General features: G+C 67.7%; 17 protein-coding genes. 8 read left to right on the top strand and 9 right to left on the bottom strand.

Annotated elements, in window-relative coordinates; genetic code table 11:
- Positions 1-690: 690 nt before the first annotated feature.
- From RDV84_RS19400 to RDV84_RS19390, 3 genes are read left to right on the top strand one after another with little or no spacing between them, the layout of a single operon-like run.
- A complete protein-coding gene (locus tag RDV84_RS19400; RefSeq protein WP_309151277.1) occupies positions 691-1866 on the top strand; it encodes an efflux RND transporter periplasmic adaptor subunit in 1176 nt (391 codons plus the stop codon).
- Positions 1863-5003, top strand: a complete 3141-nt coding sequence (locus RDV84_RS19395; protein WP_309151276.1) for a multidrug efflux RND transporter permease subunit — start codon at positions 1863-1865, stop codon at positions 5001-5003. The genes RDV84_RS19400 and RDV84_RS19395 overlap by 4 nt, the downstream gene beginning before the upstream one ends.
- A complete protein-coding gene (locus tag RDV84_RS19390) occupies positions 5000-8080 on the top strand; it encodes an efflux RND transporter permease subunit (protein WP_309151275.1) in 3081 nt (1026 codons plus the stop codon). Before RDV84_RS19395 ends, RDV84_RS19390 begins: the two co-directional genes overlap by 4 nt.
- Here RDV84_RS19390 and RDV84_RS19385 read toward each other — a convergent pair.
- Both RDV84_RS19385 and RDV84_RS19380 read right to left on the bottom strand, forming a co-directional pair.
- Positions 8055-9320 carry a hypothetical protein gene (locus tag RDV84_RS19385; protein ID WP_309151274.1) on the bottom strand — a complete coding sequence of 422 codons (1266 nt, stop codon included), beginning with the start codon at positions 9318-9320 and terminating at the stop codon, positions 8055-8057. The genes RDV84_RS19390 and RDV84_RS19385 overlap by 26 nt on opposite strands.
- Before the next feature lie 82 nt (positions 9321-9402).
- Complete coding sequence (locus RDV84_RS19380) at positions 9403-9999, bottom strand: N-acetylmuramidase family protein (protein WP_309151273.1); 597 nt, start codon at positions 9997-9999, stop codon at positions 9403-9405.
- Positions 10000-10460: 461 nt separating this feature from the next.
- Here RDV84_RS19380 and RDV84_RS19375 point away from each other — a divergent pair, with 461 nt between their 5' ends.
- The 4 genes from RDV84_RS19375 to RDV84_RS19360 all read left to right on the top strand — a co-directional run bounded on the left by RDV84_RS19375 (position 10461) and on the right by RDV84_RS19360 (position 14362).
- Entirely contained in the window at positions 10461-11285 is an 825-nt protein-coding gene (locus RDV84_RS19375) for a hydroxypyruvate isomerase family protein (protein ID WP_309153757.1), read from the top strand.
- A gap of 28 nt (positions 11286-11313) precedes the next feature.
- Complete coding sequence (locus RDV84_RS19370) at positions 11314-12999, top strand: GMC oxidoreductase (protein WP_309151272.1); 1686 nt, start codon at positions 11314-11316, stop codon at positions 12997-12999.
- A complete protein-coding gene (locus tag RDV84_RS19365) occupies positions 12999-13574 on the top strand; it encodes a gluconate 2-dehydrogenase subunit 3 family protein (RefSeq protein WP_309151271.1) in 576 nt (191 codons plus the stop codon). Before RDV84_RS19370 ends, RDV84_RS19365 begins: the two co-directional genes overlap by 1 nt.
- Positions 13575-13636: 62 nt before the next feature.
- On the top strand, positions 13637-14362 hold the full coding sequence (locus tag RDV84_RS19360; RefSeq protein ID WP_309151270.1) for a 3-keto-disaccharide hydrolase: 726 nt from the start codon (positions 13637-13639) through the stop codon (positions 14360-14362).
- Positions 14363-14403: 41 nt separating this feature from the next.
- Here the strand turns inward: RDV84_RS19360 and RDV84_RS19355 are convergent, their stop codons facing one another.
- From RDV84_RS19355 to RDV84_RS19335, 5 genes are all read right to left on the bottom strand, one after another.
- Positions 14404-14703 carry a c-type cytochrome gene (locus RDV84_RS19355; RefSeq protein WP_309151269.1) on the bottom strand — a complete coding sequence of 100 codons (300 nt, stop codon included), beginning with the start codon at positions 14701-14703 and terminating at the stop codon, positions 14404-14406.
- 15 nt (positions 14704-14718) lie between these two features.
- The gene (locus RDV84_RS19350; RefSeq protein WP_309151268.1) at positions 14719-15585 is read right to left on the bottom strand and encodes a sugar phosphate isomerase/epimerase family protein; all 867 of its coding nucleotides are present in this window, start codon (positions 15583-15585) and stop codon (positions 14719-14721) included.
- A 90-nt stretch (positions 15586-15675) separates the two neighbouring features.
- Entirely contained in the window at positions 15676-16830 is a 1155-nt protein-coding gene (locus tag RDV84_RS19345; RefSeq protein WP_309151266.1) for a Gfo/Idh/MocA family protein, read from the bottom strand.
- A 13-nt stretch (positions 16831-16843) separates the two neighbouring features.
- The gene (locus RDV84_RS19340; RefSeq protein ID WP_250450478.1) at positions 16844-18073 is read right to left on the bottom strand and encodes an MFS transporter; all 1230 of its coding nucleotides are present in this window, start codon (positions 18071-18073) and stop codon (positions 16844-16846) included.
- 41 nt (positions 18074-18114) lie between these two features.
- Entirely contained in the window at positions 18115-19167 is a 1053-nt protein-coding gene (locus RDV84_RS19335; protein WP_250450475.1) for a sugar phosphate isomerase/epimerase family protein, read from the bottom strand.
- 91 nt (positions 19168-19258) lie between these two features.
- Between RDV84_RS19335 and RDV84_RS19330 the strand changes: the two genes are divergently transcribed.
- Positions 19259-20269: a LacI family DNA-binding transcriptional regulator gene (locus RDV84_RS19330; protein ID WP_309151265.1), complete on the top strand. Its 1011-nt coding sequence runs from the start codon at positions 19259-19261 to the stop codon at positions 20267-20269.
- Positions 20270-20305: 36 nt separating this feature from the next.
- Here the strand turns inward: RDV84_RS19330 and RDV84_RS19325 are convergent, their stop codons facing one another.
- Both RDV84_RS19325 and RDV84_RS19320 read right to left on the bottom strand, forming a co-directional pair.
- The gene (locus tag RDV84_RS19325) at positions 20306-23155 is read right to left on the bottom strand and encodes a type 2 lanthipeptide synthetase LanM family protein (protein ID WP_309151264.1); all 2850 of its coding nucleotides are present in this window, start codon (positions 23153-23155) and stop codon (positions 20306-20308) included.
- Positions 23156-23210: 55 nt separating this feature from the next.
- Entirely contained in the window at positions 23211-23348 is a 138-nt protein-coding gene (locus tag RDV84_RS19320; protein WP_157490380.1) for a hypothetical protein, read from the bottom strand.
- Positions 23349-24556 lie beyond the last annotated feature (1208 nt).

The raw sequence follows: 24556 nt of genomic DNA, 5'->3' as shown, positions 1-24556 counted from the left end.
CTTACGGATCGACCAAGACGAAGGGGCGGCCCAGGCCGCCCCTTCGTTTTTTGGGGGCTGGTGTCGGCGAAAGGATCGCAAGACGCGCGAGGGGAGCTGCGCATTCGACGGCGTCACTGGAAAGCGCTGAGAGCAGACATCGCGGGGGATGGGGGATTTGCGCAAACGACGCATGGCAGAAAGCAGGGGGCATGGGGCCGTAATCGAGGCGGGGACGACGCACGCTGCGCCGGTTCGGTGCGCGCGATCTCGTGTCGGCGTAATGGCGGCGCGCACGAAGGAATCCGCCGCGCGCTCCGAGCAAAGTCGGTAGTCGGCTTGGACATCGCGCCGCGCGTCGCGGGGCAATCCCATGCCGACACGCCGCATGCGCCATCAGGCGAAACGAAAACCGGCCGCGCACCCAGCGCGTCGACGAAGCCGCGGATCGCCTGCCCGACGCGCAGCGCTTTGCCGTATCGGGCGCCCGGTACAAACGCAAACAGCGCAGGCCGCGGCGCCGTGCCATACTGAGAGATAACGAGACTCGTTCTCATTTGCGGCAGCCGGGGATTCGTAGCCGCCACCGCCGTCCCGATCCGTCCCAGTCCGTCCGTTGCCGGCCGCGCGCTTGCGCCGCCGCCGCATGGCCGTCGTCGGCCTCGCGGCCGCGGCGTCCTTCCTTTCGCCTATCGATCCGCTCGAACGCCCATGCCTATCGCTCCGCCGTCGTCGCCGAAGTCCCGTCTTTTCATCGCCGCCGCGGTCTGCGCGGCGCTCGCCGCGATGCTGGCGTGGCGATTCTGGCCGTCGGCGCCGGCCGCCGCCGCCGCGGAACAGGCCGCCGTGCCGGTGCGCGCGGCGGCGGCCAAGCGCGAGAGTTTCGCCGTCACCCTCAAGGCCCTCGGCACGGTCACGCCGCTGAGCTACGTGACCCTGCGCAGCCGGGTCGAGGGCGAACTGGTCGAAGTCGCGTTCCAGGAAGGCCAGCAGGTCAGGGCAGGGCAGTTGCTCGCGCGCATCGATCCGAGCACCTATCAAGTGCAACTGGCCAAGGCCGAAGGACAGCAGCAGGAGAATCTGGCGACGCTGGACAACGCCCGGCGCGAACTGGCGCGTTATCGCGAACTCAAGTCCGGCCACTACGTCTCGGCCCAGGACGTCAGCAATCGCGAAGCGCAGGTGCGCCAGCTCGAAGGCCGTCGCCGCAGCGATCAAGCCGCGGTCGACGAAGCGCGAGTGCGCCTGGGACATACCCGGATCGTGGCGCCGGTGTCCGGGCGCGTGGGCCTGCGCGGCATCGACCAAGGCAATCTGGTCGGCGCCGGCAATACCGCCGGCGAGGCCATCGCCAGCATCGCCCAGACCTCGCCGATCAGCGTGATGTTCACCGTCGCCGAGAACGAACTGCCGGCCTTGCTGGAGGCGGTGCGCCGCCAGCCGGACCTGCCGGTGGAGGCATGGGACCGCGAGGAACGCACCCGCCTGGCCAGCGGCCGCGTGGCCAGCATCGACAACCGCATCGACAGCGCCACCGGCACGCTGCGCATCCGCGCCGTGTTCGACAACGCCGACGCCGCGCTGTTTCCGCAGCAGTTCGTCAACGTGCGCCTGAGCACCCAGCGCAGCGACGCGGTGGTGATTCCCGACGCCGCGGTGCAGTTCGGCGCCAAGGGCAACTACGTGTTCGTGATCGGCGCCGACAGCAAGGTCGCGATCCGTCCGCTCAAGCTCGGCGCGGCCCAGGACGGGCGCATCGCCGTGCACGAAGGGCTCAAGCCGGACGAGCGGGTGGTGTTGGAAGGCCTGGACCGCTTGCGCGAGGGCAGCGCGGTCGAAGTGATCGCCGACGCGGCCGCCGCCGCGCCAGCCGCCGGCAGCCGATGAATCTGTCGCGCATTTTCATCCTGCGGCCGATCGCCACCACCCTGGCGATGATCGCGCTGCTGCTGTCGGGGCTGCTGGCCTATCGCCTACTGCCCGCGGCCGCGCTGCCGCAGGTGGATTACCCGATCGTGCAGGTGTCGACCTTCTATCCCGGCGCCAGCCCGACGGTGATGGCGGCGGCGGTGACCGCGCCGCTGGAGCGCCGACTCGGCCAGATCCCGGGCCTCGCGCAGATGTCCTCGTCCAGTTCGTCCGGCGCATCGGTGATCACCCTGCAGTTCTCGCTCGAGGTCGATCTCGGCGTGGCCGAACAGGAAGTGCAGGCGGCGATCAACGCCGCCAGCGGCCTGCTGCCCGACGACCTGCCGATGCCGCCGGTGTACCGCAAGGTCAATCCCGCCGACGCGCCGGTGCTGACCTTGGCGGTGAGCTCGGACACGCTGTCCTTGCCCGAACTCTACGATCTGATCGACACCCGCGTGGCCCAGCGCATCGCCCAGTTGCCGGGCGTGGGCATGGTCGCGCTCGCCGGCGGACAACGCCCGGCGGTGCGGGTGCAGGTCAATCCGGTGGCGCTGGCCGCGAACGGTTTGAGCGTGGCCGAGGTGCACAAGGCCATCGGCGCGGCCAACATCAACGCGCCCAAGGGCAGCTTCGACGGTCCGACCCGCGCGATCATGCTCGACGCCAACGACCAGTTGCGCTCGCCGCAGGAATACCGCGACCTGGTGCTGCGCTGGCGCGACGGCGCGCCGTTGCGCCTGGGCGATGTCGCCAGCGTCGAGGACGGCGCCGAGAACCGTATGCTGGCGGCGTGGTCGGGGCGGCGGCCGGCGATCCTGGTCAACATCCAGCGCCAGCCCGGCGCCAACGTGATCGACGTGGTCGACCGGGTGCGCGCGTTGCTGCCGCAGTTGTCGGCCAGCCTGCCGGCCGGGGCCGAAGTCAGCGTGCTCGGCGACCGCACCGAATCGATCCGCGCCTCGATCCGCGGCGTGCAGAAGGAACTGGCGCTGGCGATCGCGCTGGTGGTGATGGTGACCCTGTTGTTCCTGCGCAACGTGCCGGCCACGCTGATCCCCAGCGTGGCGGTGCCGCTGTCGCTGGTGGGCAGCTTCGGGGTGATGTACCTGGCCGGTTTCTCGCTCAACAACCTCAGCCTGATGGCGCTGACCATCGCCACCGGCTTCGTGGTCGACGACGCGATCGTGATGCTGGAGAACATCGCCCGCCACCTGGAGCGCGGCGAGAAACCGCTCGACGCGGCGCTCAAGGGCGCGCGCCAGATCGGTTTCACCCTGATCTCGCTGACCTTCTCGTTGATCGCGGTGCTGATCCCGCTGCTGTTCATGGGCGATGTGGTCGGCAAGCTGTTCCACGAGTTCGCGATCACCCTGGCGGTGGCGATCGCGATCTCGCTGGTGGTGTCGCTGACCCTCACGCCGATGATGTGCGCGGTGTTCCTGCGCCACGGCCATCCGGGCCGGCGCGAACAGGACGGGCAAGATACGAACGGACGGGATCAGGCGCGCCAACGCAAGCCCGATCCGTTCGACCGCATGATCGCCCATTACGACCGCGGCCTGGACTGGGTGCTGCGCCACCAGGGCTGGACCCTGCTGGCGACCCTGGCGACCTTGCTGTTGACCGCGGCCCTGTACCTCGCGGTGCCCAAGGGCTTCTTCCCGATCCAGGACACCGGCCTGATCCAGGGCGTGACCCAGGCGCCGCAATCGGTGTCGTTCGCAGCGATGGCGCAGCGCCAGCAGGCGGTCGCCGCGACGCTGCTCGACGATCCCGACGTGGCCGGGCTGTCTTCGTTCATCGGCGTCGACGGACAGAACGCCACGCTCAACAGCGGGCGGATGCTGATCTATCTCAAGCCGCACGGCCAGCGCGAAGCCGCCGCCGGCGAGATCCTGCAGCGCTTGAAGCAACGCGCGGCGCGGATCGCCGGCATCGAGCTGTACCTGCAGCCGGCGCAGGAGCTGAGCCTGGACGACCGCATCGGCCGCACCCAGTATCAGCTCAGCCTCACCGCGCCGAGCGAACAGGCGCTGGGTGACTGGACCGAGCGCCTGCTGCAGCGCCTGCAGCGCGAACCGGCCCTGGCCGGAGCGACCAGCGAACTGCAGCGCGACGGTCTGCAGGCGTACGTGGAGATCGACCGCGCCGCCGCCGCGCGGCTGGGCGTCAGCGTGGCCGACGTCGCCGACGCGCTGTACGACGCGTTCGGCCAGCGCCAGGTCTCGACCATGTTCACCCAGGCCAACCAGTACCGCGTGGTGCTGGAAGCGCGGCCGCAGTTCCAGCGCGGGCCGCAGGACATCGGCCGCATCCACGTCGCCGGCGCCGACGGCGAGCCGGTGCCGCTGTCGGCGATCGCGCGGGTCGAGCAACGCCCGGCGGCGCTGCTGATCCAGCAGATCGGCCAGTTCCCGGCGACCGTGGTGTCCTTCGACCTGGCCCCGGGCGCGTCGCTGGATCGCGCGGTGACGGCGATCGAGCGCGCCTGGGCGGAGCTGGACGCGCCGGCCTCGGTGCAGCTGCAGTTCCAGGGCGCGGCCGGCGCGTTCCGCGATTCGCTGTCGAGCACGCTGTGGCTGGTGCTGGCCGCGGTGCTGGTGATGTACATCGTGCTGGGGGTGCTGTACGAGAGCTACATCCACCCGATCACGATCCTGTCGACCTTGCCCTCGGCCACGGTCGGCGCCTTGCTGGCGCTGTGGCTGAGCGGGCGCAGCCTCGACCTGATCGCGATCATCGGCATCGTGCTGTTGATCGGCCTGGTCAAGAAGAACGCGATCATGATGATCGACTTCGCCCTGGAGGCCGAGCGCGGGCAGGGCATGAGCCCGCGCGAGGCGATCCGGCAGGCCGCGCTGCTGCGCTTCCGGCCGATCCTGATGACCACGCTGGCGGCGTTGTTCGGCGCGGTGCCGCTGATGTTCGCCAGCGGCTCGGGCGCCGAGTTGCGCCAGCCGCTGGGCTGGGTGATGGTCGGCGGCCTGCTGCTGAGCCAGTTGCTGACGGTGTTCACCACGCCGGTGATCTATCTGTTCTTCGACCGCATCGCGCGCCGCCGTTCCGCCGCGTCGGCGGTCGCGGCCGACGCGCCCGGCCCGGCCACGGCATGAACATCGCTGGCGTGTTCATCCGCCGCCCGGTCGCGACCGTGCTGCTGGCGGTCGCGGTGGCGCTGGCCGGGTTGCTGGCGTACGCGCGGCTGCCGGTGGCGCCGTTGCCGCAAGTCGACTATCCCAGCATCCAGGTCTGGGCCGAGTTGCCCGGCGCCAGTCCCGAATCGATGGCGGCGACCATCGCCACGCCGCTGGAACGCGCGCTCGGCAGCATTCCCGGCATCGTCGAGATCGAGTCGAGCAGTTCGCAGGGCGCGACCGAGATCGAGCTGACCTTCGCCCTGGGACGCGACATCGAAGCGGCCGCGCGCGAAGTGCAGGCGGCGATCAACGCCGCGCGCTCGCAACTGCCGGCCGGGATGCCGGAGATGCCGCAGTTCGGCAAATCCACGCCGTCGCAGGCGCCGATCATGGCGTTGGCGCTGAGCTCGCCGCGGCATACGCCGGGCCAGCTCTACGACATGGCGGCGAGCCTGCTGAGCGCGCGCGTCGCCCAGATTCCCGGCGTGGCCAAGGTCGAACTCGGCGGCGGTTCGCTGCCGGCGGTACGGGTGGCGCTGGACCCGAACGCGCTCAATCATCACGGCATCGCCCTGGACGAGGTCGCCGCAGCGATCCGCCGGGCGCATACGCTGCGGCCGCTCGGCGAAGTGGGCGATGCGCACCGGCGCTGGCAGATCGAAGCGCCCCAGCAGCTCGCGCGCGCGCAGGAATTCGCGCCGCTGATCGTGGCCTGGCGCGACGGCCGGCCGGTGCGGCTGGGCGACGTGGCGAGCGTCGGCGAAGGCGTGGAGAACCGTTACGCCGCCGGCTTCCACAACGACCGCGACGCGGTGCTGATGGTGATCACCCGCCAGCCCGACGCCAACATCGTCGAGACCATCGACGCGGTGCGCGCGCGGCTGCCGGCGCTGCAGGCGCTGCTGCCGCCGGACGTCAGCATGACCGTCACCGCCGAGCGTTCGCCGAGCATCCGCGCGACCCTGGCCGAGGCGCGAACGACTTTGATCCTGGCCGTCGCCCTGGTCGCGCTGGTGGTGTTCGCGTTCCTCGGCGACGTGCGCGCGGCGCTGCTGCCGACGCTGTCGATCCCGGTCGCGCTGTTCGGCGCGCTGGCGGTGATCTGGCTGTGCGGGTTCTCGCTCAACACCTTGTCGTTGATGGCCTTGATCGTGGCCAGCGTGCTGGTGGTGGACGACGCCATCGTGGTGCTGGAGAACATCGCCCGCCACCGCGAGGCCGGCCTGTCGCCGGTGCAGGCGGCGCTGCGCGGCGCAGGCGAGGTCGGCTCGACCCTGCTGTCGATGAACCTGGCGCTGGCGGCGGTGTTCGTCTCGATCATGTTCGTCGACGACTTCGCCCGGCTGTTGTTCCGCGAGTTCTCGATCACCCTGGTCGCGGCGATGGCGGTGTCGGTGGCGGTGTCGCTGAGCCTGACCCCGAGTCTGTGCGCGCGCCTGTCCGGCGGCCGACCCGCGGACGCGGCGCCGCGGGGCCGCATCGACGCGTCGTTCCAGTGCCTGCGCCGCGGCTATGCGCGTTCGCTGGCCGCCGCGTTGCGCCGTTGGCCGTGGCTGGCGCTGGGGTTCGCGGCTTTGCTCGGCCTCAACCTGTGGCTGTTCGCGGCGGTGCCCAAAGGCGTGGTGCCCAGCCAGGACACCGGCCAGCTGCGCGGTTTCGCCCGCGGCGACGACGGGCTGTCGTTCCAGGTCATGCAGCCCAAAATCGCGCAGTACCGCGAACTGCTGACCCAGGACCCGGCGATCTCGCACATCGGCGGCTTCATCGGCGGCGACAACGGCATCAACAACGCCTTCATCCTGGTCAACCTCAAGCCGCTGAGCGAGCGCAAGGCCTCCAGCGACGAGATCATGGCGCGCCTGCGCGAGAAGATGCCCAAGGTGCCCGGCGGCGTGCTGTGGCTGTGGGTCGATCAGGACATCAACCTGCCCGGCGACGGCGACGAAGGCGGGCACGAACTGATCCTGATGTCCGACAGCGTCGCGCGCCTGCGCGAATGGACGCCGAAGGTGCGCAACGCGCTGGCCCGGCTGCCGCAGTTGGCCGACGTCGAGTCCAGCGGCGACGAGGGCGCGCGCCAGGTGGTGCTGGACATCGACCGCACCGCGGCGGCGCGGCTGGGGGTGGACATGCGCACGATCGCCACGGTGCTGGACAATTCCTTCAGCCAGCGCCAGATCGCGACCCGCTACGAGCGCCTGAACCAGTACCGGGTGGTGCTGGAGCTCGACCCGCGCCTGACCCGCAGCCCCGACACCTTGCAGCGCGTGCATGCGCTCAACGCCGCGGGCGAACGGGTGCCTCTGTCGGCGTTCGCGTCGATGCGTTACCGGATCGCGCCGGACCGGATCAACCACACCGACCAATTCGCCGCCGCCACCGTATCCTTCGCGCTGGCGCCGGGCGCCAGCCTGCAGCAGGCCAGCGACGCGATCGGGCGCGCCATGGCCGGGGTCATGCTGCCCAGCGACGTGCGCGCGCGCCTGGGCGGGCAAGCCGGCGATCTCGACCAGCGCGGCCAGCGCTTCGCCTGGCTGATCCTCGGCGCGATGCTCGCGGTGTACCTGCTGCTCGGCATGCTCTACGAGAGTTGGCTGCAACCGCTGACCATCCTGTCGACGCTGCCGGCGGCTGGCCTCGGCGCGCTGGCCGCGCTGTACGCGTTCGGCGACGAACTCAACCTGATCTCGCTGCTGGGCCTGTTCCTGCTGGTGGGCGTGGTGATGAAGAACACCATCCTGATGGTCGACTTCGCCCTGGCCGGCCAGCGCGAGCGCGGCCTGGACGCGCGCGAGGCGGCGATCGAGGCGGCGACGCTGCGCTTGCGGCCGATCCTGATGACCACGCTGGCGGCGCTGCTCGGCACCGCGCCGCTGCTGCTGTCGACGGGGGAGGGCTGGGAGATGCGGCGGCCGCTCGGACTGGCCATCGTCGGCGGGCTGATCGTCAGCCAGTGGCTGACGCTCTACACCACGCCGTGCATCTATCTGCTGCTGTCGCGGTGGAGCGATCCGGTGCGGCGGGACGCTACTCCTGTCGTTCGGGAAACTTGAATCCGATGTAGGTGCCCGAACTCAGCCCCATCAGTCCCAGCAGCGTGGCGCTGAATTCCGGCATCGCCAGGCTGTTGTAGACGCTGGATACGAACATGATGCCGAGCACGATGGTCCAGGCGAAGATCTGGAAGCGATGAAAGGAGTACCCGTCGCGATCGGCCATGACGTCGCGCAGGAATCCGCGCGAGGCGCGCGCCGACTTTTTCGAATCCAGCGATGAGAACCGGTGCGCCGCCTGGGCCAGCCGCGCGCGCGCGGCCTGGATTTTTCCGTCCAGCTGCTCCCGCTGGGCGGTATCGTCGGGCGTGGCCGCGGCGCCGGCGTCCAGCCCGGCGCGTTCCAGCTTCAAATCGGCGATGGTCTTTTCGAGCTCGCGCCGCTCCGCCGAAAGGTTCCAGCGCCGCTCCGAGTGCGCCGAATCCTTGCTGGAGTCGATCAGCGCTTCGCTCAACGCCGTGCCGGCGCTGATTCCCATCAGCCCCAGCAGCGACGGGGTAATCGTGTCCAGCATGTCGGTGATCAGCCAAATCACCAGGTAAGACACGTAGATCAGAAAGAACCAGAAGGCCATCTGGGTGCGCCCCAGGTTGTACGCCTTGGGACTGCCATCGGCCGGCGCGGCGCCCGGCTCGCGGATGATGCTGGTGCTGCGCGCCAGCCGTATGAACAGGATCAAGGTGAGGGAGGCCACCAGCGCCGCGGTCGCGCCGAACACAGGCGAAATGACCGTCATCAGCAGCGGATTGGTTTTGTCGTGCACGGTTTCGAACGGGGCGTGATCCTCCAGGCCGATGCTGAACCTCACCGGCCGCCGCATGCTGTCGGGCGCGCCCAGCAGATCCGTCCAGTGCTCCTTGCTTTCCGGAGTTATCTTCAGATGGAAATAGATCCGGCCCTCGTGCGGGTGGACTTCCTCGGGGTAGTTGCCGCGGATCGCCCTGCCTTCGATGAAAGGCACCAGTTTGGCGGGGTCGTGGGTCGCCGCCCACTCTTTCAGGTTGGCGACCGTGACCTCGGCGATGTCGTCGAGCTGAAGCACGCCGTCGACGGCGGATACTTTCGGCGCGGGCGCCGGCGCCGGCGCGGGATCGCCCGGGCCGGCATCGACGGCGGCGACGCGCGCCGCGTCGTCCTGGGCGCTGGACGCCGGCACGCTGGCCGGCGCGGTCATGCCGCATAAGAACAAAAGCCCCAGCACGGATGCGGGAATCAACCGATGTCTAGCCGGAGCCGGCATGATCGTTCTCCAAACAAGGCGGCGAACATAGGCCGTCCCGTCCGACAAGGCGGGCGGTTCGCCGCGGTTGGCCGCGGTTCGCTCATGGACTGCGGCCGCCGAACCGCAGATAGGCGGTCGCGAGCTTGGTGTCGTAGCTGTTCTTGGCGAAACCCAGCCCGTTGTACGCGGCCGCGAAGCCTTTCCAGTCCTGGCTGCGCAACGCGTCCAACAGCCCCGGGCGGCGGATGAAACTGGAGAAGGCCGCCAGCTGCGCCTCCGCGCTCTGCTTGTGCGCGGCAACGAAGGCTTCGATGTCGTCGAATCCGCACATCGCGAAGTTGAACCCCATGATCTGGAACGCGCCCCAGCTCGCGGACGCGAAGGCGGCGCCGCGATCGAGCGCGCAGGCGGCATCCAGCCGCTTCCATTCGCCGGCGACCGAGCCGGAATACTTGCTCCGGTCCCAGTGCGGGTGGCTCAGTTCTGGATGGCTTGCGTCGAAGCGTCCCTGGGTCTGGCGATGGAACACGTGGCCTTCGAAGAGGACCTTGGGCAGCTGCGAGGGCGGCCGCATGAATCCGCCGCCGGACGATTCGACTTCCGCGACCGCTTTCAAGCAGGCCTCATCGACTCCCAGCCGCTCTGCCAGGTCCTTCCACGCCTGCGGTGAGACAATTCGGTTGATGGCCGTTTCCACTGGGCTGCCGTTGTGCGAAGGGCGCGGCGACGACGCGGATGTGCGCCCGCGCGATGAAACGCTGCGGGCGAGCGTTCGCCGGTCCGCGTCCGATGTCGCTCGTCTCCGAGTTCAACGTCGATCGCTCCGGCTCGTGAATCGCGGTTCGCCTGCGCATCGGTTTCGTGGTGCTTTGCAGCATGATTTCGGCCGAACACTCGCCCCCGAAGGCGTTTGCTCCCCCTTGTGCGCAATCGATTGCATTCCGAGGAATTTTGCGGTTTCATGCCGGCAGCGAAGCTCAGCGGCTGGATCTCCATCCGCTCGATCGATTCGAAGCATCGACTGCCGGTGCGCATCCCGTCGCGACGCGATGCTTCGAAAGATTTGTCTGAGCGACCTTTCGGTTATGGCTTCAGGAAGCGCAGATGAGCTTTATGAACCCGAAGATCACGCGGCGAAACGCGATCCGCGCCGCGGCAATGGCCGGCCTCGGACTCGCCGCCGCCGCGGTCGCGCCCGGCATCGCTGCCCCGGCCCCGCTGAAGGGCCGGCTGAAGCACTCCGTCGCCCGCTGGACGTTCCCGAAGCAGTCGGTCGCCGAGCTTTGCCGGACGGTGAAGGACATCGGTTTTTCCGCCATCGACCTGGTCGGCCCCGAAGACTGGCCGACCCTGAAGGCCCACGGCGTGTTCAGTTCGATGTGCAACGGCGCCGAGCTCGGACTGAAGAACGGCTTCGCCGGCAAGGAATTCCACGATCAGCTGGTGGAGCGCTACGCCCGCCACATCGATCTGGTCGCCGATGCCGGTTACCGCAACCTGATCTGCTTTTCCGGCAACCGCAACGGCATGGATCCCCAGCAGGGCCTGGCCAACGCCGAGGCCGGGCTCAAGCGCATCCTCGGGCACGCCGAAAAGCGCGGCGTCGTGCTGGTGATGGAACTGCTCAACTCCAGGGTGGACCACCCCGACTATCTGTGCGATCGCTCCGCCTGGGGCGTCGCGCTGTGCGAGCGGATCGGCTCGGACCACTTCGGCCTGCTCTACGACATCTACCACATGCAGATCATGGAAGGCGACATCATCGCCACCATCGGCAAGCACCATTCGTGGTTCAAGCACTACCACACCGCGGGCGTTCCCGGTCGGCACGAGATCGGCGCGAACCAGGAACTCAACTATCCCGCCATCTGTCGCGCGATCCGCGACACCGGCTTCGACGGTTACCTGGCGCAGGAGTTCATGCCAGAAGCGCCGGACCCGGTCGAATCGCTGCGCGAGGCGATACGCCTGTGCGACGTCTGAAAACGATATCCACCTTGGGACAGCTCTCATGGCAGACAATCATTACGACGCGATCGTCGTCGGATCGGGCATCAGCGGCGGCTGGGCGGCCAAGGAGCTGACCGAAAAGGGACTCAAGGTCCTGATGCTGGAACGCGGCCGCAACATCGAGCACGTCAAGGGCTACGTCAATGCGATGAAGGAGGCCTGGGATTACCCGCACCGCACCTGGGCGACCCAGGAGATGAAGGCGGCGTTCCCGGTGCTCAAGCGCGACTACCCGCTGGCCGAAGACACGGCCGGGATGTGGGCCGACGAAAAGGACTGTCCGTATACCGAAACCAAGCGCTTCGACTGGTTTCGCGGCTATCACGTAGGCGGCCGCTCGCTGATGTGGGGTCGGCAAAGCTATCGCCTGTCGGACCTGGATTTCGAGGCGAACCTCAAGGACGGCATCGCCACCGACTGGCCGATCCGTTACGCCGACATCGCGCCGTGGTACGACTACGTCGAGAAATTCGCCGGCATCGCCGGCACCGTCGAGGGACTGGACGTCCTGCCCGACGGCCAGTTCCTGCCGCCGATCCCGTTGAACATCGTCGAGAAAGACGTGGCGACGCGGATAAAGAAGGCGTTCGGCGGCAGCCGCCATTTGATCCACTCGCGCACCGCGAACATCACCGAGCCCAAGCCGGAGCAGGGCCGGGTCAATTGCCAGTACCGCAACAAATGCATCCTGGGCTGCCCGTTCGGCGCCTACTTCTCGACCCAGTCGGCGACGCTGCCGGCGGCGATGAAGACCGGCAACCTGACCTTGCGTCCGTTCTCGATCGTCAAGCAAGTGCTGTACGACAAGGACCGAAAGCGCGCGCGCGGGGTCGAGATCATCGACGCCGAAAGCGGCCAGACCTACGAATACACCGCCAAGGTCGTCTTCATCAACGCATCGGCGTTCAATTCGACCTGGCTGCTGATGAACTCGGCCACCGATGTGTGGGAAGGCGGTCTGGGCTCGGCTTCGGGCGAGTTGGGACACAACGTGATGGACCATCATTTCCGCGTCGGCGCGTCCGGTTGGGTCGAGGGCTTCGAGGACAAGTACTACTTCGGCCGCCGGCCGTGCGGTTTCTACATTCCGCGGTTCCGCAACCTGGGCCGGGAGAAGCGCGACTATGTACGCGGCTTCGGCTACCAGGGATCGGCCAGCCGCAGCGGCTGGTCGCGCGACATCGCCGAGCTCAGCGTCGGCGCCGATCTCAAGGACGCCTTGAGCGTCCCGGGCGATTGGTCCATCGGCATGACCGGGTTCGGCGAGATGTTGCCGTATCACGACAACACCATCAGCCTCGATCCGCAGCGCAAGGACAAGTGGGGGCTGCCGGTGCTGGCGATGGACGTGAGCCTGCGCAAGAACGAGCGGGCGATGCGCAAGGACATGGGCGCGGACGCGGCCGAAATGCTGGAGGCCGCCGGCGTCAAGAACGTCAAGGTGCACGAGAGCGACTACGCCCCGGGCATGGCCATCCATGAAATGGGCACGGCACGGATGGGGCGCGACCGCAAGAATTCGGTGTTGAACATGCACAATCAGGTCTGGGACGCGCCGAACGTCTATGTCACCGACGGCGCCTGCATGACCTCCAGCGCCTGCGTGAATCCGTCGCTGACCTACATGGCGCTGACCGCGCGCGCGGCGGACCATGCCGTGCGCGAACTCAAGGCGGGGAACCTGTGATGGAACGCCGCGAACTGTTGAAGATGATCGCCGCCGCGACCGGCGCGGCCATGATCGGCGTACCGGCGTTCGTCTACGGGCAGGCGCCGGCGCCGAGCGGGAACAGCGCCTTTTCCGCGGACGAAGTGGCCAGGCTCGACGAAATCGCCGACACCATCCTGCCCCGGACCAAGACGCCCGGGGCTAAAGACGCCGGCGTCGGCGCGTTCATGGCGACGTTCGTGACCGATTGCTACACGCCCGAATACCAGGCGCTGTTCCGCGCCGGCCTGGCCGAACTCGACCAGCGCGCGGGCGGCCGGTTCGTATCGCTGTCGCCGCAGGCGCGCAGCGAATTGCTGCGCGCCCTGGACGGCGAAGCCGGGCGGCGGATCAATTCGATGGCGGTGGCCACCGGCGGCGCCACTGCCAACGCCGCGAAGCCGCATTACTTCACCATGATCAAGCAGCTGACGCTGTTCGGTTTCTTCACCTCCAAGGTCGGTGCGACCCAGGCGCTGCGCTACGTCGCGGTGCCCGGACGCTACGACGGCGCCGCGGTCTACGAGCCGGGCACGCCGGCATGGGCGACCTGATGGCGCGCCGGCACACTCGCGTCGCGATCGCCGGGGCGAGAATCGGCGCGCCGGTCCTGTCGATGGCGTTCGCCGCCCTCGTTGCGGCCCCCGCGTTCGCGCAAGCCCAAGACCAGCAGCAACGCGACCCTGCCAAGACCGAAGTCTGGACGCCGGTACCCAAGGCAGTGGCCACGCCGAAGGACGCCGCGCCGTCCGATGCGGTGGTGCTGTTCGACGGCAAGGACCTCTCGGCGTGGGAGGCGGAGCAGGGCGGTCAGGCTTCGTGGACCGTGGCCGACGGCGCGTTCACCGTGGTGCCGGGCAGCAAGGGCATCCGCAGCAAACGCCGCTTCTGCGACATCCAGTTGCATGTCGAATGGCGCACTCCGGCCCAGACCCGCGGATTCGACGGCCAGCATCGCGGCAACAGCGGAATTTTCCTGCAGGAGCTGTACGAGCTGCAGGTGCTCGACAGCTACGACAATCCGACCTATGCCAACGGCCAGGCGGCGTCGATCTACAAGCAGGCGATCCCGCTGGCGAACGCCTCGCGCGCGCCGGGCCAGTGGCAGGCCTACGATGTCGTCTGGAAAGCGCCGCGCTTCGCGCAGGGCGGCGGCCTGGTTTCGCCCGCGCGCATCACCGTGTTGCACAACGGCGTGCTGGTGCAGGACGACACCGTGCTGTCGGGCAAGACCGAATACATCGGCGCGCCGTCGTATTCGCCCCACGGCTGCGCGCCGATCTACCTGCAGGACCACGACGCCAAGGTCAGCTACCGCAACATCTGGGTACGCGAACTGTAGACGGCGGGCGCGCGGCGGGACGCTGCGCCGCGGCCCGCGTCTTATTGTTTCAGGAAGACCGCGAGGTCTTCGAGATCCTTCTCCGACAACTGGCCGAACGGCGGCATCAGTCCGCCGCCGGTCTTGATCCGTTCCTTGATCTTCTTCGCGTCCAGCCGCTTACCCACGTCGGTCAGGGCGGGAAACATTTCGCCCATGCCCGCGCGATTGGGGCCGTGGCAGGACGCGCAATTGGCGGCATAGAGCTTGGCGCCGGCCGCGGAATCCTGTGCGATGGCGGGCGCGGCGGCCAACGCCGCGGCGAGGAAGGGCAGAACGGCGACCGCGATGGACTTCGACATGGGCATGCTCCGCGATCAGCGGCCCGCGCCCGCGGGCAGGTGCTGGTTGAGGTAGGCCGCGCCGGTCTTGACGACCGCGGCGGGATCGAGCGGGTGATCGTGCTCGAGGATGTACCAGCGCACGCCTGCGCGCTCGGCGGCGGGAAGGATCGCGTTCCAGTCCAGCACGCCCTGGCCCAGGGCGGCGAAACCGTCTTCGTCCTTGGCCTGGCCTTGCGGGGCGTTGTCCTTGGCGTGGACGGCGAACACGCGTCCGCGGAACTTGCCGAGCAAGGCGACCGGGTCGTGGCCGGCGCGCGCGATCCAGGCCAGGTCCAGTTCGGCCTGCAAGCGCGGGCCGGCGCCTTCGAACAGCAGTTCCAGACCGGTCTTGCCGCCCGAACCGGCGGGTTCGGCGAGCTCGAAATCGTGGTTGTGGTAGGCGAGGGTCATGCCCTTGGCGCGCAGCTTGTCCGCGATCCCACCGAGCTCCTTGCCCAGCGCGATCCAGCCGGCGGCGTCGGTCGGGCGCTCTTCCTTCGCCAGGTAGGGCACCACCAGCGTGTTGGTGCCGACCGCCTTGTTGAACGCCACCACGCCGTCGAGATCGCGGCGCAGATTGGTGAGCTGCGCGTGGGTCGAAATCGCCTTGATCGAATACTTGGCGAGCAGCCGCTTGAGCCGCTTGGACGAAACGTCCTGCGTGCCGACCGTCTCGACGGCGCGGATGCCGGCGTCGTGCACGATCTTCAACTGCTCGTCGAGCGAGGCGACCTCTCGCAGCGTGTACATCTGCACGGCGATGGGCTTGGCCCGGTTGTCGGCGCGCTGGGCGAAGGCGGGCAGGGCGGTCAGCAGCACGAGCGCGGCGGCCGCGAGGAGGCGTGGAGTGGCTGTCGTCATGGTGTCTTCCCGGGAGGGTGATGGCTGCGGACGAAACGATGGCCCAGGCGTGCGGGGAGGGCGGGCGGCGCGTCGTGGCGGGTGCTTGGATCAGGCGGGCCGGCGTTCCTCGTCGACCGCGCGGCCGATGGAGGTCCAGGCGCGCGTCCGCGCCGATGCGATGACGCGGTCGACGATCAGCGCCGAGCGCAGCCCGTCGTCGAAGCTCGGCAATCCTTCCGGCGCTTCGGCGCCGATGGCGCGATACGTGTCGGCGACGAAGGCTTCGAAGCAATGGCCGTAGCCCTGTGCGTGGCCGACCGGCAGCAGCGACAGCCTGCATTGCTCGGCGCTGCCCGCCGCCGGGCCGCGCACGAAGATCTCTTCGCGTTGGTCGGGCAATCCGATCCACAGCCGTTCGCTGTCTTCCTGGTCGAACGCGACGCTGGCCCGGGCGCCGTCGATTTCGAACCACAGGCGGTTGCGGCGTCCGGCCGAGACCTGGCTGACCGTTAGCGAGGCCAGCACGCCGCTGCCGGTCTTGAACATGGCCGCGGCGACGTCTTCGCTGGAAACGGCCTGCATCGCGCCGTCGGCGGCCGGGCGGGCGTAGCTCTCGCCGGTGACGGCGCTGCGCTGCGCGATCACGGTTTCGAAGGCGGCGCTGACCTCGACGAAGCGCTCGCCGGCGACCCATTCCACCAGATCGCACCAGTGCGAGCCGATGTCGGCGAACACGCGCGAGGGGCCGCCCAGCGCCGGATCGACGCGCCAGTTGTTGCTGGCCGGGTCCAGCAGCCAATCCTGCAGATAGCTGCCGTGGATGAGCCGCAACGGCCCCAGTTCGCCCTGCGCTATGCGCGCGCGCGCCTCGCGTACGACCGGGTGGTAGCGGTAGACGAACGGCACCGTGGCCACGAGCCCGCTGGCGGCGGCCGCGGCCGCCAGGGCGCCGGCGTCTTCGAGCGTGGTCGCCAACGGCTTTTCGCAGATCACGTGCTTGCCGGCCGCCAGCGCGGCCTGTGCCATCGCCCGATGCAGATGATTGGGCGTGCAGATGTGCACGACCTGCACCTGCGGGTCGGCGAGCGCTTCTTCGATATCGCGGTAGGCGCGTGCGACATTCCAGGCGGACGCCACGTCCGCGGCGCGTTGCGGCGACGACGCGCTCACGCCGCAAACCCGGGCGCCGGCCAGGATCGCCGCGCGGCGGTGCACGTTGCCGATCATTCCAGTGCCTACGATGGCGACGCCGAGCTGGCTCATCGGTCGGTGTTCCTCAGGGGGCGGATGGCGTGGAAGGCGCGGCGGAAACCGCCGCCGGCCGTTCGCGGAACAGCAACAAGAACGCCGCGAGCACGAGCAGCGCGACGCCGGCCGGGAACAGCCAGATCTGCTGCCAGTCGCGGCCGGCCGCCGTGGTGTAGTGCTCCACCACCGCGCCGGACAGGAAGCTGCCGATCAGCATGCCGACGCCGTAGGTCGCCAGAGTGATGAAGCCTTGCGCGCTGCTGCGGAACGCCGGGCCGGCATGGGCGTCGGTATAGATCTGGCCGGTGACGAAGAAGAAGTCGTAGCAGATGCCGTGCAGCACGATGCCGGTCACCAGCAGGGCGAACCCAGCGCCGGCGTCGCCGTAGGCGAACAGGACGTAGCGCAGCACCCACGCGGCCATGCCCAGCGCCAGCATGGTCTTGACGCCCAGCCGCGCGAACAGGAACGGCATGGCCAGCATCAGCAGCACTTCCGACACCTGGCCGAGCGACTGCAATCCGGCCGCGCCGCGCACGCCGAGATCGTTGAGATACGGATTGGTGAAGTTGTAGTAGAACGATAGCGGTATGCAGATCGCGATCGAGGCCAGGAAGAACACCAGGTAGGAACGCGATTTCAGCAGGCGCAGCGCGTCCAGTCCGAGGATCTGGCCGAGCCCGGCCTCGCGCTGGCGCTCCAGCGGCGGCGTGTGCGGCAGGGTGAGCGCATACAGGCCGAGCAGCAGCGAGGCCGCCGCCGCCATCTTGAAGGTGAGGTCGAGCCGATGCGCCTGTTCCCAGCCCAGCCAGCCGATCAGCACGCCGGCGACGATCCAGCCGATGCTGCCGGCGACGCGCACCGGCGGGAACTGCTTTTCCGGCGCCTGCATGTGCCGCATCGCGATGCTGTTGGCCAGGGCCAGCGTCGGCATGAACAGCAGCATGTAGGCCATGACGCAGGCCGAGAACGCGCCGAAGCTGGTCGCCGTCGAGGCGCCCCACATCAGCGCCGCGCCGGCCAGATGCAGCAGCGCCAGGATGCGCTGCGCCGCGAAGTAGCGGTCGGCGATCAGCCCGACCAGGAACGGCGCGACGATGGCGCCGATGGACTGGCTCAGGAACGCCGTCGCGACCTGGCTCGCGCTGGCCTGCAGCGGCCCCTGCACGAGGTAGGTGCCCAGGGTGACGAACCACGCCCCCCAGATGAAGAACTGAAGAAACATCATCGCGCTCAGGCGCGGCATGGTGAACGTCATGGTGTCCCCTTGGTGGCTTCCACAGCGCGGACCGCGTCGAATCAAATCCCCAGCAGGCTGCGCGTGCGCTCGGGACTGGCGCCGCTGTCGGCGAAGTCGTCGAACGCGCGCTCGGTAACGCGAATGAGATGGTCGCGGATGAACGCGGCCCCCTCGCGCGCGCCGTCTTCCGGATGCTTCAGGCAGCACTCCCACTCCAACACCGCCCAGCCCGGGAAGTCGTACTGGGCCAGCTTGGAGAAGATCGCCTTGAAATCGACCTGACCGTCGCCGAGCGAGCGGAACCGCCCGGGACGGTCGATCCAGTCCTGATAGCCGCCATAGACGCCGCTGCGCGCGCTGGCGCGGTACTCGGCGTCCTTGACGTGGAAGATGCCGATGCGCTCGTGGTAGCGGTCGATGAAGCCCAGGTAGTCCATCTGCTGCAGCAGCAGGTGGCTGGGGTCGTAGAGGATCTTCGCGCGCCGGTGGTGATCGACGGCGTCGAGGAAGCGCTCGAAGGTCGCGCCGTCGTGCAGGTCTTCGCCCGGATGGATCTCGTAGCACAGGTCCACGCCGCAGGCGTCGAACGCGTCCAGGATGGGACGCCAGCGGCGGCCGAGTTCGGCGAAGGCGGCGTCGACTAGCCCGTGCGGCCGTTGCGGCCAGGGATAGAAATAAGGCCAGGCCAACGCACCGGAAAAGGTCGCGTGCGCGCTCAGCCCCAGGCGCTGGCTGGCCTGCGCCGCCAGCATCAGCTGCTCGACCGCCCAGGCCTGGCGGGCGGGCGGATCGCCGCGCTTTTCCGCCGGGGCGAAACCGTCGAACAAGATGTCGTAGGCTGGATGGACCGCGATCAGCTGGCCCTGCAGATGCGTGGACAGCTCGGTGATCTCGATGCCGTGCCGGGCCAAGGTCGCGGCGACGTCGTCGCAATAGGCCTGGCTGCGGGCGGCCTGGGCGAGATCGAAGAGGTGGGGCGCGCTGGTCGGTACTTGTACGCCAGAATAGCCCAGGCCGGCGGCCCACTCGGCCAGAGTGTCCAACCGATCGAACGGAGGTTTGTCACCGATGAACTGCGCGAGGAACAGCGCTGGACCCTTGAGTGTTTTCATGGAAATCCGCCCGATGCAATCGATTGCAATCCTAGCACGGGGTCGCCACGATACGCGTTGTGCAGCGCAGCGGGGACCGTCGGGCTGAGGCATGGCGACCATTTACGACATCGCAAAACACGTCGGCGTTTCCGCCGGCACCGTGTCGCGCGCGCTGTCGCGGCCGGACAAGGTGCTGCCGGCCACGCGCCAGCGCATCGAGGAAGCGGCCGCCGCGCTGGGCTATGTCCCCAACACGGTGGCGCGCACGCTCAAGACCCAGCGCAGCGGCAAGATCCTGGTCACGGTCCCGGACATCGCCAATCCGTTCTTCGCGCAGATCCTGCAAGGCGCCGAAGACGCCGCGCAGGCGGCCGACTACGCGGTGCTGCTCGGCGACACCCAGAACCGGCCGGATCGCGAAGAGCGCTACGCGCAGATGCTGCCGCGCAACGAGGCCGACGGCCTGATCGTGCTCGGGCACCGGCTGCCGCCTACGGCGCAGGAGATCGTCAAGCGGCTCGGCGCCACCGCGCCGGTGGTCAACGGCTGCGAGTTCGACCCGGCGCTGGGCATTCCCAGCGTCCACATCGACAACGCCGCCGCCTCGCGCGCGGCGATGGAGCATCTGTACGGCCTCGGGCACGAACGGATCGCCGTGATCGGCGGCCCGCCCGACAATCCCTTGCACCGACAACGGCTGGAAGGCGTCGAGGCCGCCGCCAGGACGCGGGGACGCCTGCGGCTGCTGAAGATCGCCCCCGGCGACTTTTCGATCGAGTCCGGCTATGCCGCGGGGAAAAAACTGCTGGGGCAGGGGCAGGGCGCCGCCCCGACCGCGGCGTTCTGCTTCAGCGACCAGATGGCGCTAGGGGTTCTCGCCGCGTGCCGCGACCTGGGCCTGCGCGTGCCCGAGGATTTCTCGATCGTCGGTTTCGACGATCTGGCGTCGTCGCGTTACCTGACCCCGCCGCTGACGACCATCAGCCAACCCATGCGCGAGATCGGCGTGCGTGCCGTCAACTTGCTGCTCGCGATCATCGAGGCGGTGGACGTGCCGCATCAGCAGACGCTGGATTTCAGTTTGATGCTGCGTGGGTCGACTGCTGCGTTGGCGCCGTAGGGCGGGGTGTCCGGTCACCGCTGCTCTGCATCCGCACTAGGGCCGGGGAACACTCAAGCTCAGTATCGACGGCACGTGTTCCGGATCGGCAGCGCGCAAGCATGCATAGGCCATGCCGCTGAGCCCGATCATCAAACCCAGCGGCATCTCGTTTTCAGTGCGGCCGCCGCAAACCCAGCCGTTGCTGCCCTGAGCCAACAGCGCGTCGGCGAGCCGGCGGCATCGCGCCAACAATGCCCGGTCGCCGGACTGAACCGCCCATTCAAACGGAAAGTCGAGGTTCCCCCAACTTCCATGGCACAGGCAGTGTCCCGCAGCGTCGTCCATGCCGACAAGCACGGCGTTCAAACAATGATCGACGTCGCGCTCCCAGGCGGCATCGCGATAGGCCGTCGGCCAAAGCAGACGCGCCAGTCCCACGCCGGAGGCGCCATGACACCACGATGCGGTCCCCTTACGTGCCTGCGTGGCGTTCGTGGTGTCGAGGTCGTACCACGAGCCTCCGCGGCGCCGGTAGGCGACACGTTCCCGCTCGAGCGCGGACAGGGCCATTCTCAGGCAGCGCGCATCGTCGAATGCGGCCGCATGGCGGGCCAGGGCCGCCGCGATGCCCGCGGACCCGTGCGCGAATCCAGTCGCACCCAGGACATCGTCGCCCCCGTCGTGCCAGTACGCGCCGAACGCGTCTTGCCTGGCTGCTGCAATCAGGCGATCGGCACAGCATCTCGTCGCTGCGTGCAAGTCGGGATCATCGCGATGAACGTGCAGTTGCAGCAGCACCAGCAGGCAACCCGCGGCACCGGAGATGACATCGAACTCCCGGTCTTCGGCAATGCGCTCGAAAATGGTCGGAACCCACGCAAGCGCGGCATCAACCAAGTCGGGCCGCCGCTGGCGCAGTCCCAACACCAGCAGCGCATACATCCAGCCGCTCAGGCCATTGAAGGCACCGATGGAGGGCAGGGCGTCGGGGTTGCGCCGCAGGCGGCGGTCGATGGATTCCATCGCGGCCGCCGAGCGGGCGACGAGTTCGCTGTGGCCGGTCCGTAGCCCCGTTTCCGACAGCATCAGCATCACCCCCGCAAGCCCCTCGTACAGCGCCTCGTCCATCTGGGCCAGGCGCGGGACGTCTTCGGAGGAATAGTCGAGGTGAATGAACCGGGTTTCGCCGCGATCGCAGAAACGCATCGCCACGATCTGGTCCGCGATCTGCAGCGCCATCTCCTCGAAGGAACGCGGAGCGGTACGTTCGCGCCTCGCCGCCATCGGGCGGGATGCCATCGCGGGCTCATCGAGCCGGGTGCTTTCCAGCGACTGATGGAGCAGATAGCGTTGCCTGCGGAAATCCAGCGGCGAAAGGGATCGCACGCGCTTTCGCATTTCCCGGATGCCGGAACTCGAAAAAAGCCCGCCTGTGCGACGCCCGTCCTCGTCCTCGACCTCCAGGCTGTCTCCCCGGATCCAGAACCTCGGAACGTCGCCGCGCTCGAGGGCGTGCCGTTCCGAACAACCAACGCTGCGCAGCGCGGGCCAAGCCTCGTAGCCCACACTCAGTCTGTCCAGGGCTTCGCTCCGCTTGTGCGAGTCCCGCAGGTACTTGGGATGCGACATGGCGTCCAGCAGGCGACCGTAGATCGCGGTGGATCGCAGTACGGCCCTCGACTTGAGGCAGGAGAATTGCAACAAGGGCCCGTCCTCGGCGAGCAGCCAATCCTTGTGGTCCAACAAGCCGGCGTAAGTGGATTCGAATCCCCGCAGGATCGAATCGGCGTACGCATAGGGAAGCAATACGCCGCCGTCGTCGCGTACCGGCAGGTTGTGCCCATGGCCTGGTTTTTCTTTGACCTGCGCCAGCCGGATTTCATCGCTGCCGGCGCCTATGATCCTGTGCACGAGGCGATGCTCGGCGCCGGTCGAGAGACCGCTGATGTCCACCGAGTCCAGCATGCTCTCCCTGGTGGGCAGCAATCCGGATTCCAGAATGGATCTGGCGCCGGCCGCCCAGCCATTACCTTGTTCGATCTGGCTGGAGCGCGGCTGGCATAACGTCTCCAGATCGACGATGACCGGATAGCCTGCGGAGGCGATGACGTTCTCAAAATGCAGGTCCGAAGCGGCAAGCACATGGGCGATGGCTATCAGGCCTCCATACCGGCCGTAGTAAGAGGTTGCCGCGTCCTCGTCGCCTGTCGGGACGTGCTCGATAGGCTCGGCATATCCGTAAGTTCCTTTGTCGAGCACGAGCGGCGAGCGCTGTCCCGGCCGGATTCCCCGATCCGCGAGCATGCGCAGGCATCGGGCAAATGCCGTGTCCATGGCCATCGGGCGCGGCTTGTAGAACAGGGCCCCGTGCTCGAACGCCAATCGCGCCACGGTGTTGCCGTCGTCGTGTCTGTCGCCCAGGCCCGTTTCGAAACCGCGCCACGCTCCGATTCCGCAGGCGCCGGGAACGAACGCGCCCAACGAGGCGTGATCGTTCGTGATGCGCTCCAGGAGCAGGTACAGCGTCCGCTCGACTTGCGTCGTGATGCGGACGATATCGCCGCTCAGCAGCGGATAGTTCTTTTCGATGGCGCTGCGGCCGGAGACGCGTTGAATATGCTCGATGAAGAACTGGAATTTTTGCTGTGCGGTATCTCCGCGCAGGAGCCCGCGATGGCGAGCCAGGGCGATCTCCAGGATCAGGGCGCGAAAGCTCCACAGCAGGAGCGGGGTCGAAAATGCCGAGCGGATGCTCGGCAGCAGGCTTTGAGAGTCGAGTTTGTCGGGATGACTTCGGGCGGCGGATTCGTAGATGCCCGCGACACGATGCAGCGCCGGCTCGAACAACGGCGCTGCCCACCCCAGGAAAGGGTCCAGTCTTCGCAGGTCTTCGTCGCTCAGCATGACTGGCACGATGATGGGCTGCCGATGCAGCCCATCATCGGGTCCCGCATCGGGATCAGGCGATGCAAGTCCAGCGCGGAGTCCACGGCACGCGGGCGGTTTCCATTTTGTCGTCGCACAGATCGGGCTCGCCGATCACTTCTTGCTGCAGCTGCTCGAAATCTTCGGTCGAAAGATCGATTTGCACTGGCATGGTCAATATCCTCTCCACAGATGGTCAGCGGACATCACTCCGAGTCAGCCGCACATTCGTCCGCATCAATGTGCAGCAATCGTGTCGGGTCTTTGTTCGAGACAAGCAGAACATCCAGGCACTCTCGCAACTTATTCAAGTGTTCCTTAATGGTGATTTCACATTCCTGTCCCGCCGAACGCTCGCTCGATAGAGCGTCGCGACTCCGGCGTCGCACATCCTCTTGGGTCTAAACTCGTGTTCCTCCTGAGGCTTGATCGTATGGATGGTTGGAAAGGTGTAGTCGCGGTCATTATGTATACCTTGATCTTCGTGAAAGATCTCGATGCGCAGTTCCCTAAAACCCTTTATATGATTGAGACCGGGGAGGGGATTGCGTTCGGGCCAGAGGAAATGAAGCGAGCGATAGAGGCTGCGTTGGCCTCAAGGGACGACTTGTCGGAGTTGTTGGATCAGCCTCACTCGGATGGTGCGCTTCGCAGTTACTTTGCGAAAATACTTATGCACCTGCCGCACTAAACAACGCAGATTTTTTTGTCAGGGCCACGCTAAGGTCGATGCTGTCGGCAGCACCGGATGCACTTTCGGTGACCTGCAGCAGTTCCGCACAAGCAGCGACGCTCAGGCCGCAGCTCAAACGGGCCTCGCGAAAACGCCAGGGGGCGATGGGATACCGGCGCACCGGAAGACCTTTCCGCTCCTTAGCTAATTTCGCATAATGTGTACCACCCGCGCCGGTTCAGCTTCGTCGATCGACAGAACTGAACGGCTCTTGGCGGGCGAGGGCAGCGACACCGCGAACAACATCAACGTGACCGACGCCGCCGCCCCGAGCCGGCGCGCCAGGGCTACCCAAGCCTCATGCGCTGCGCCTGTCGTTCGCGCCGCCTGCGCTACCAGCAACCAGGGCCCTTGGTCTTCGCCAGCCAAGCGCGCCAGCGCCATCACCTGGTCGTCTTCCGGAACCTTGTATCCGACCCGCCAATGCGAGAGCGCTTGCCGTGAACGGCCTAGCCGCTCTGCTAGCGCCGAGTCGCTGCTGATACCCGAATGCTTCCTGGCTCGGTCCAGGAGGTCTGCTATCCCGATCATGTATCACCGCCGGTTGACAAGTGTCTAACGCCGAGCATACATTGCACCTGTCTGCCGCTGGGTAGACAGGGCAACCGCCGGGGGGTGGGGCCCGGCGCCCGCCCCCCGAGGCCCGC

Source organism: Lysobacter yananisis, from assembly GCF_031199375.1.
Taxonomy (GTDB): Bacteria; Pseudomonadota; Gammaproteobacteria; order Xanthomonadales; family Xanthomonadaceae; genus Lysobacter; species Lysobacter yananisis.
Note: the sequence above shows the minus strand (reverse complement) of the source record. Positions and strands in the feature narration are given on the sequence as shown.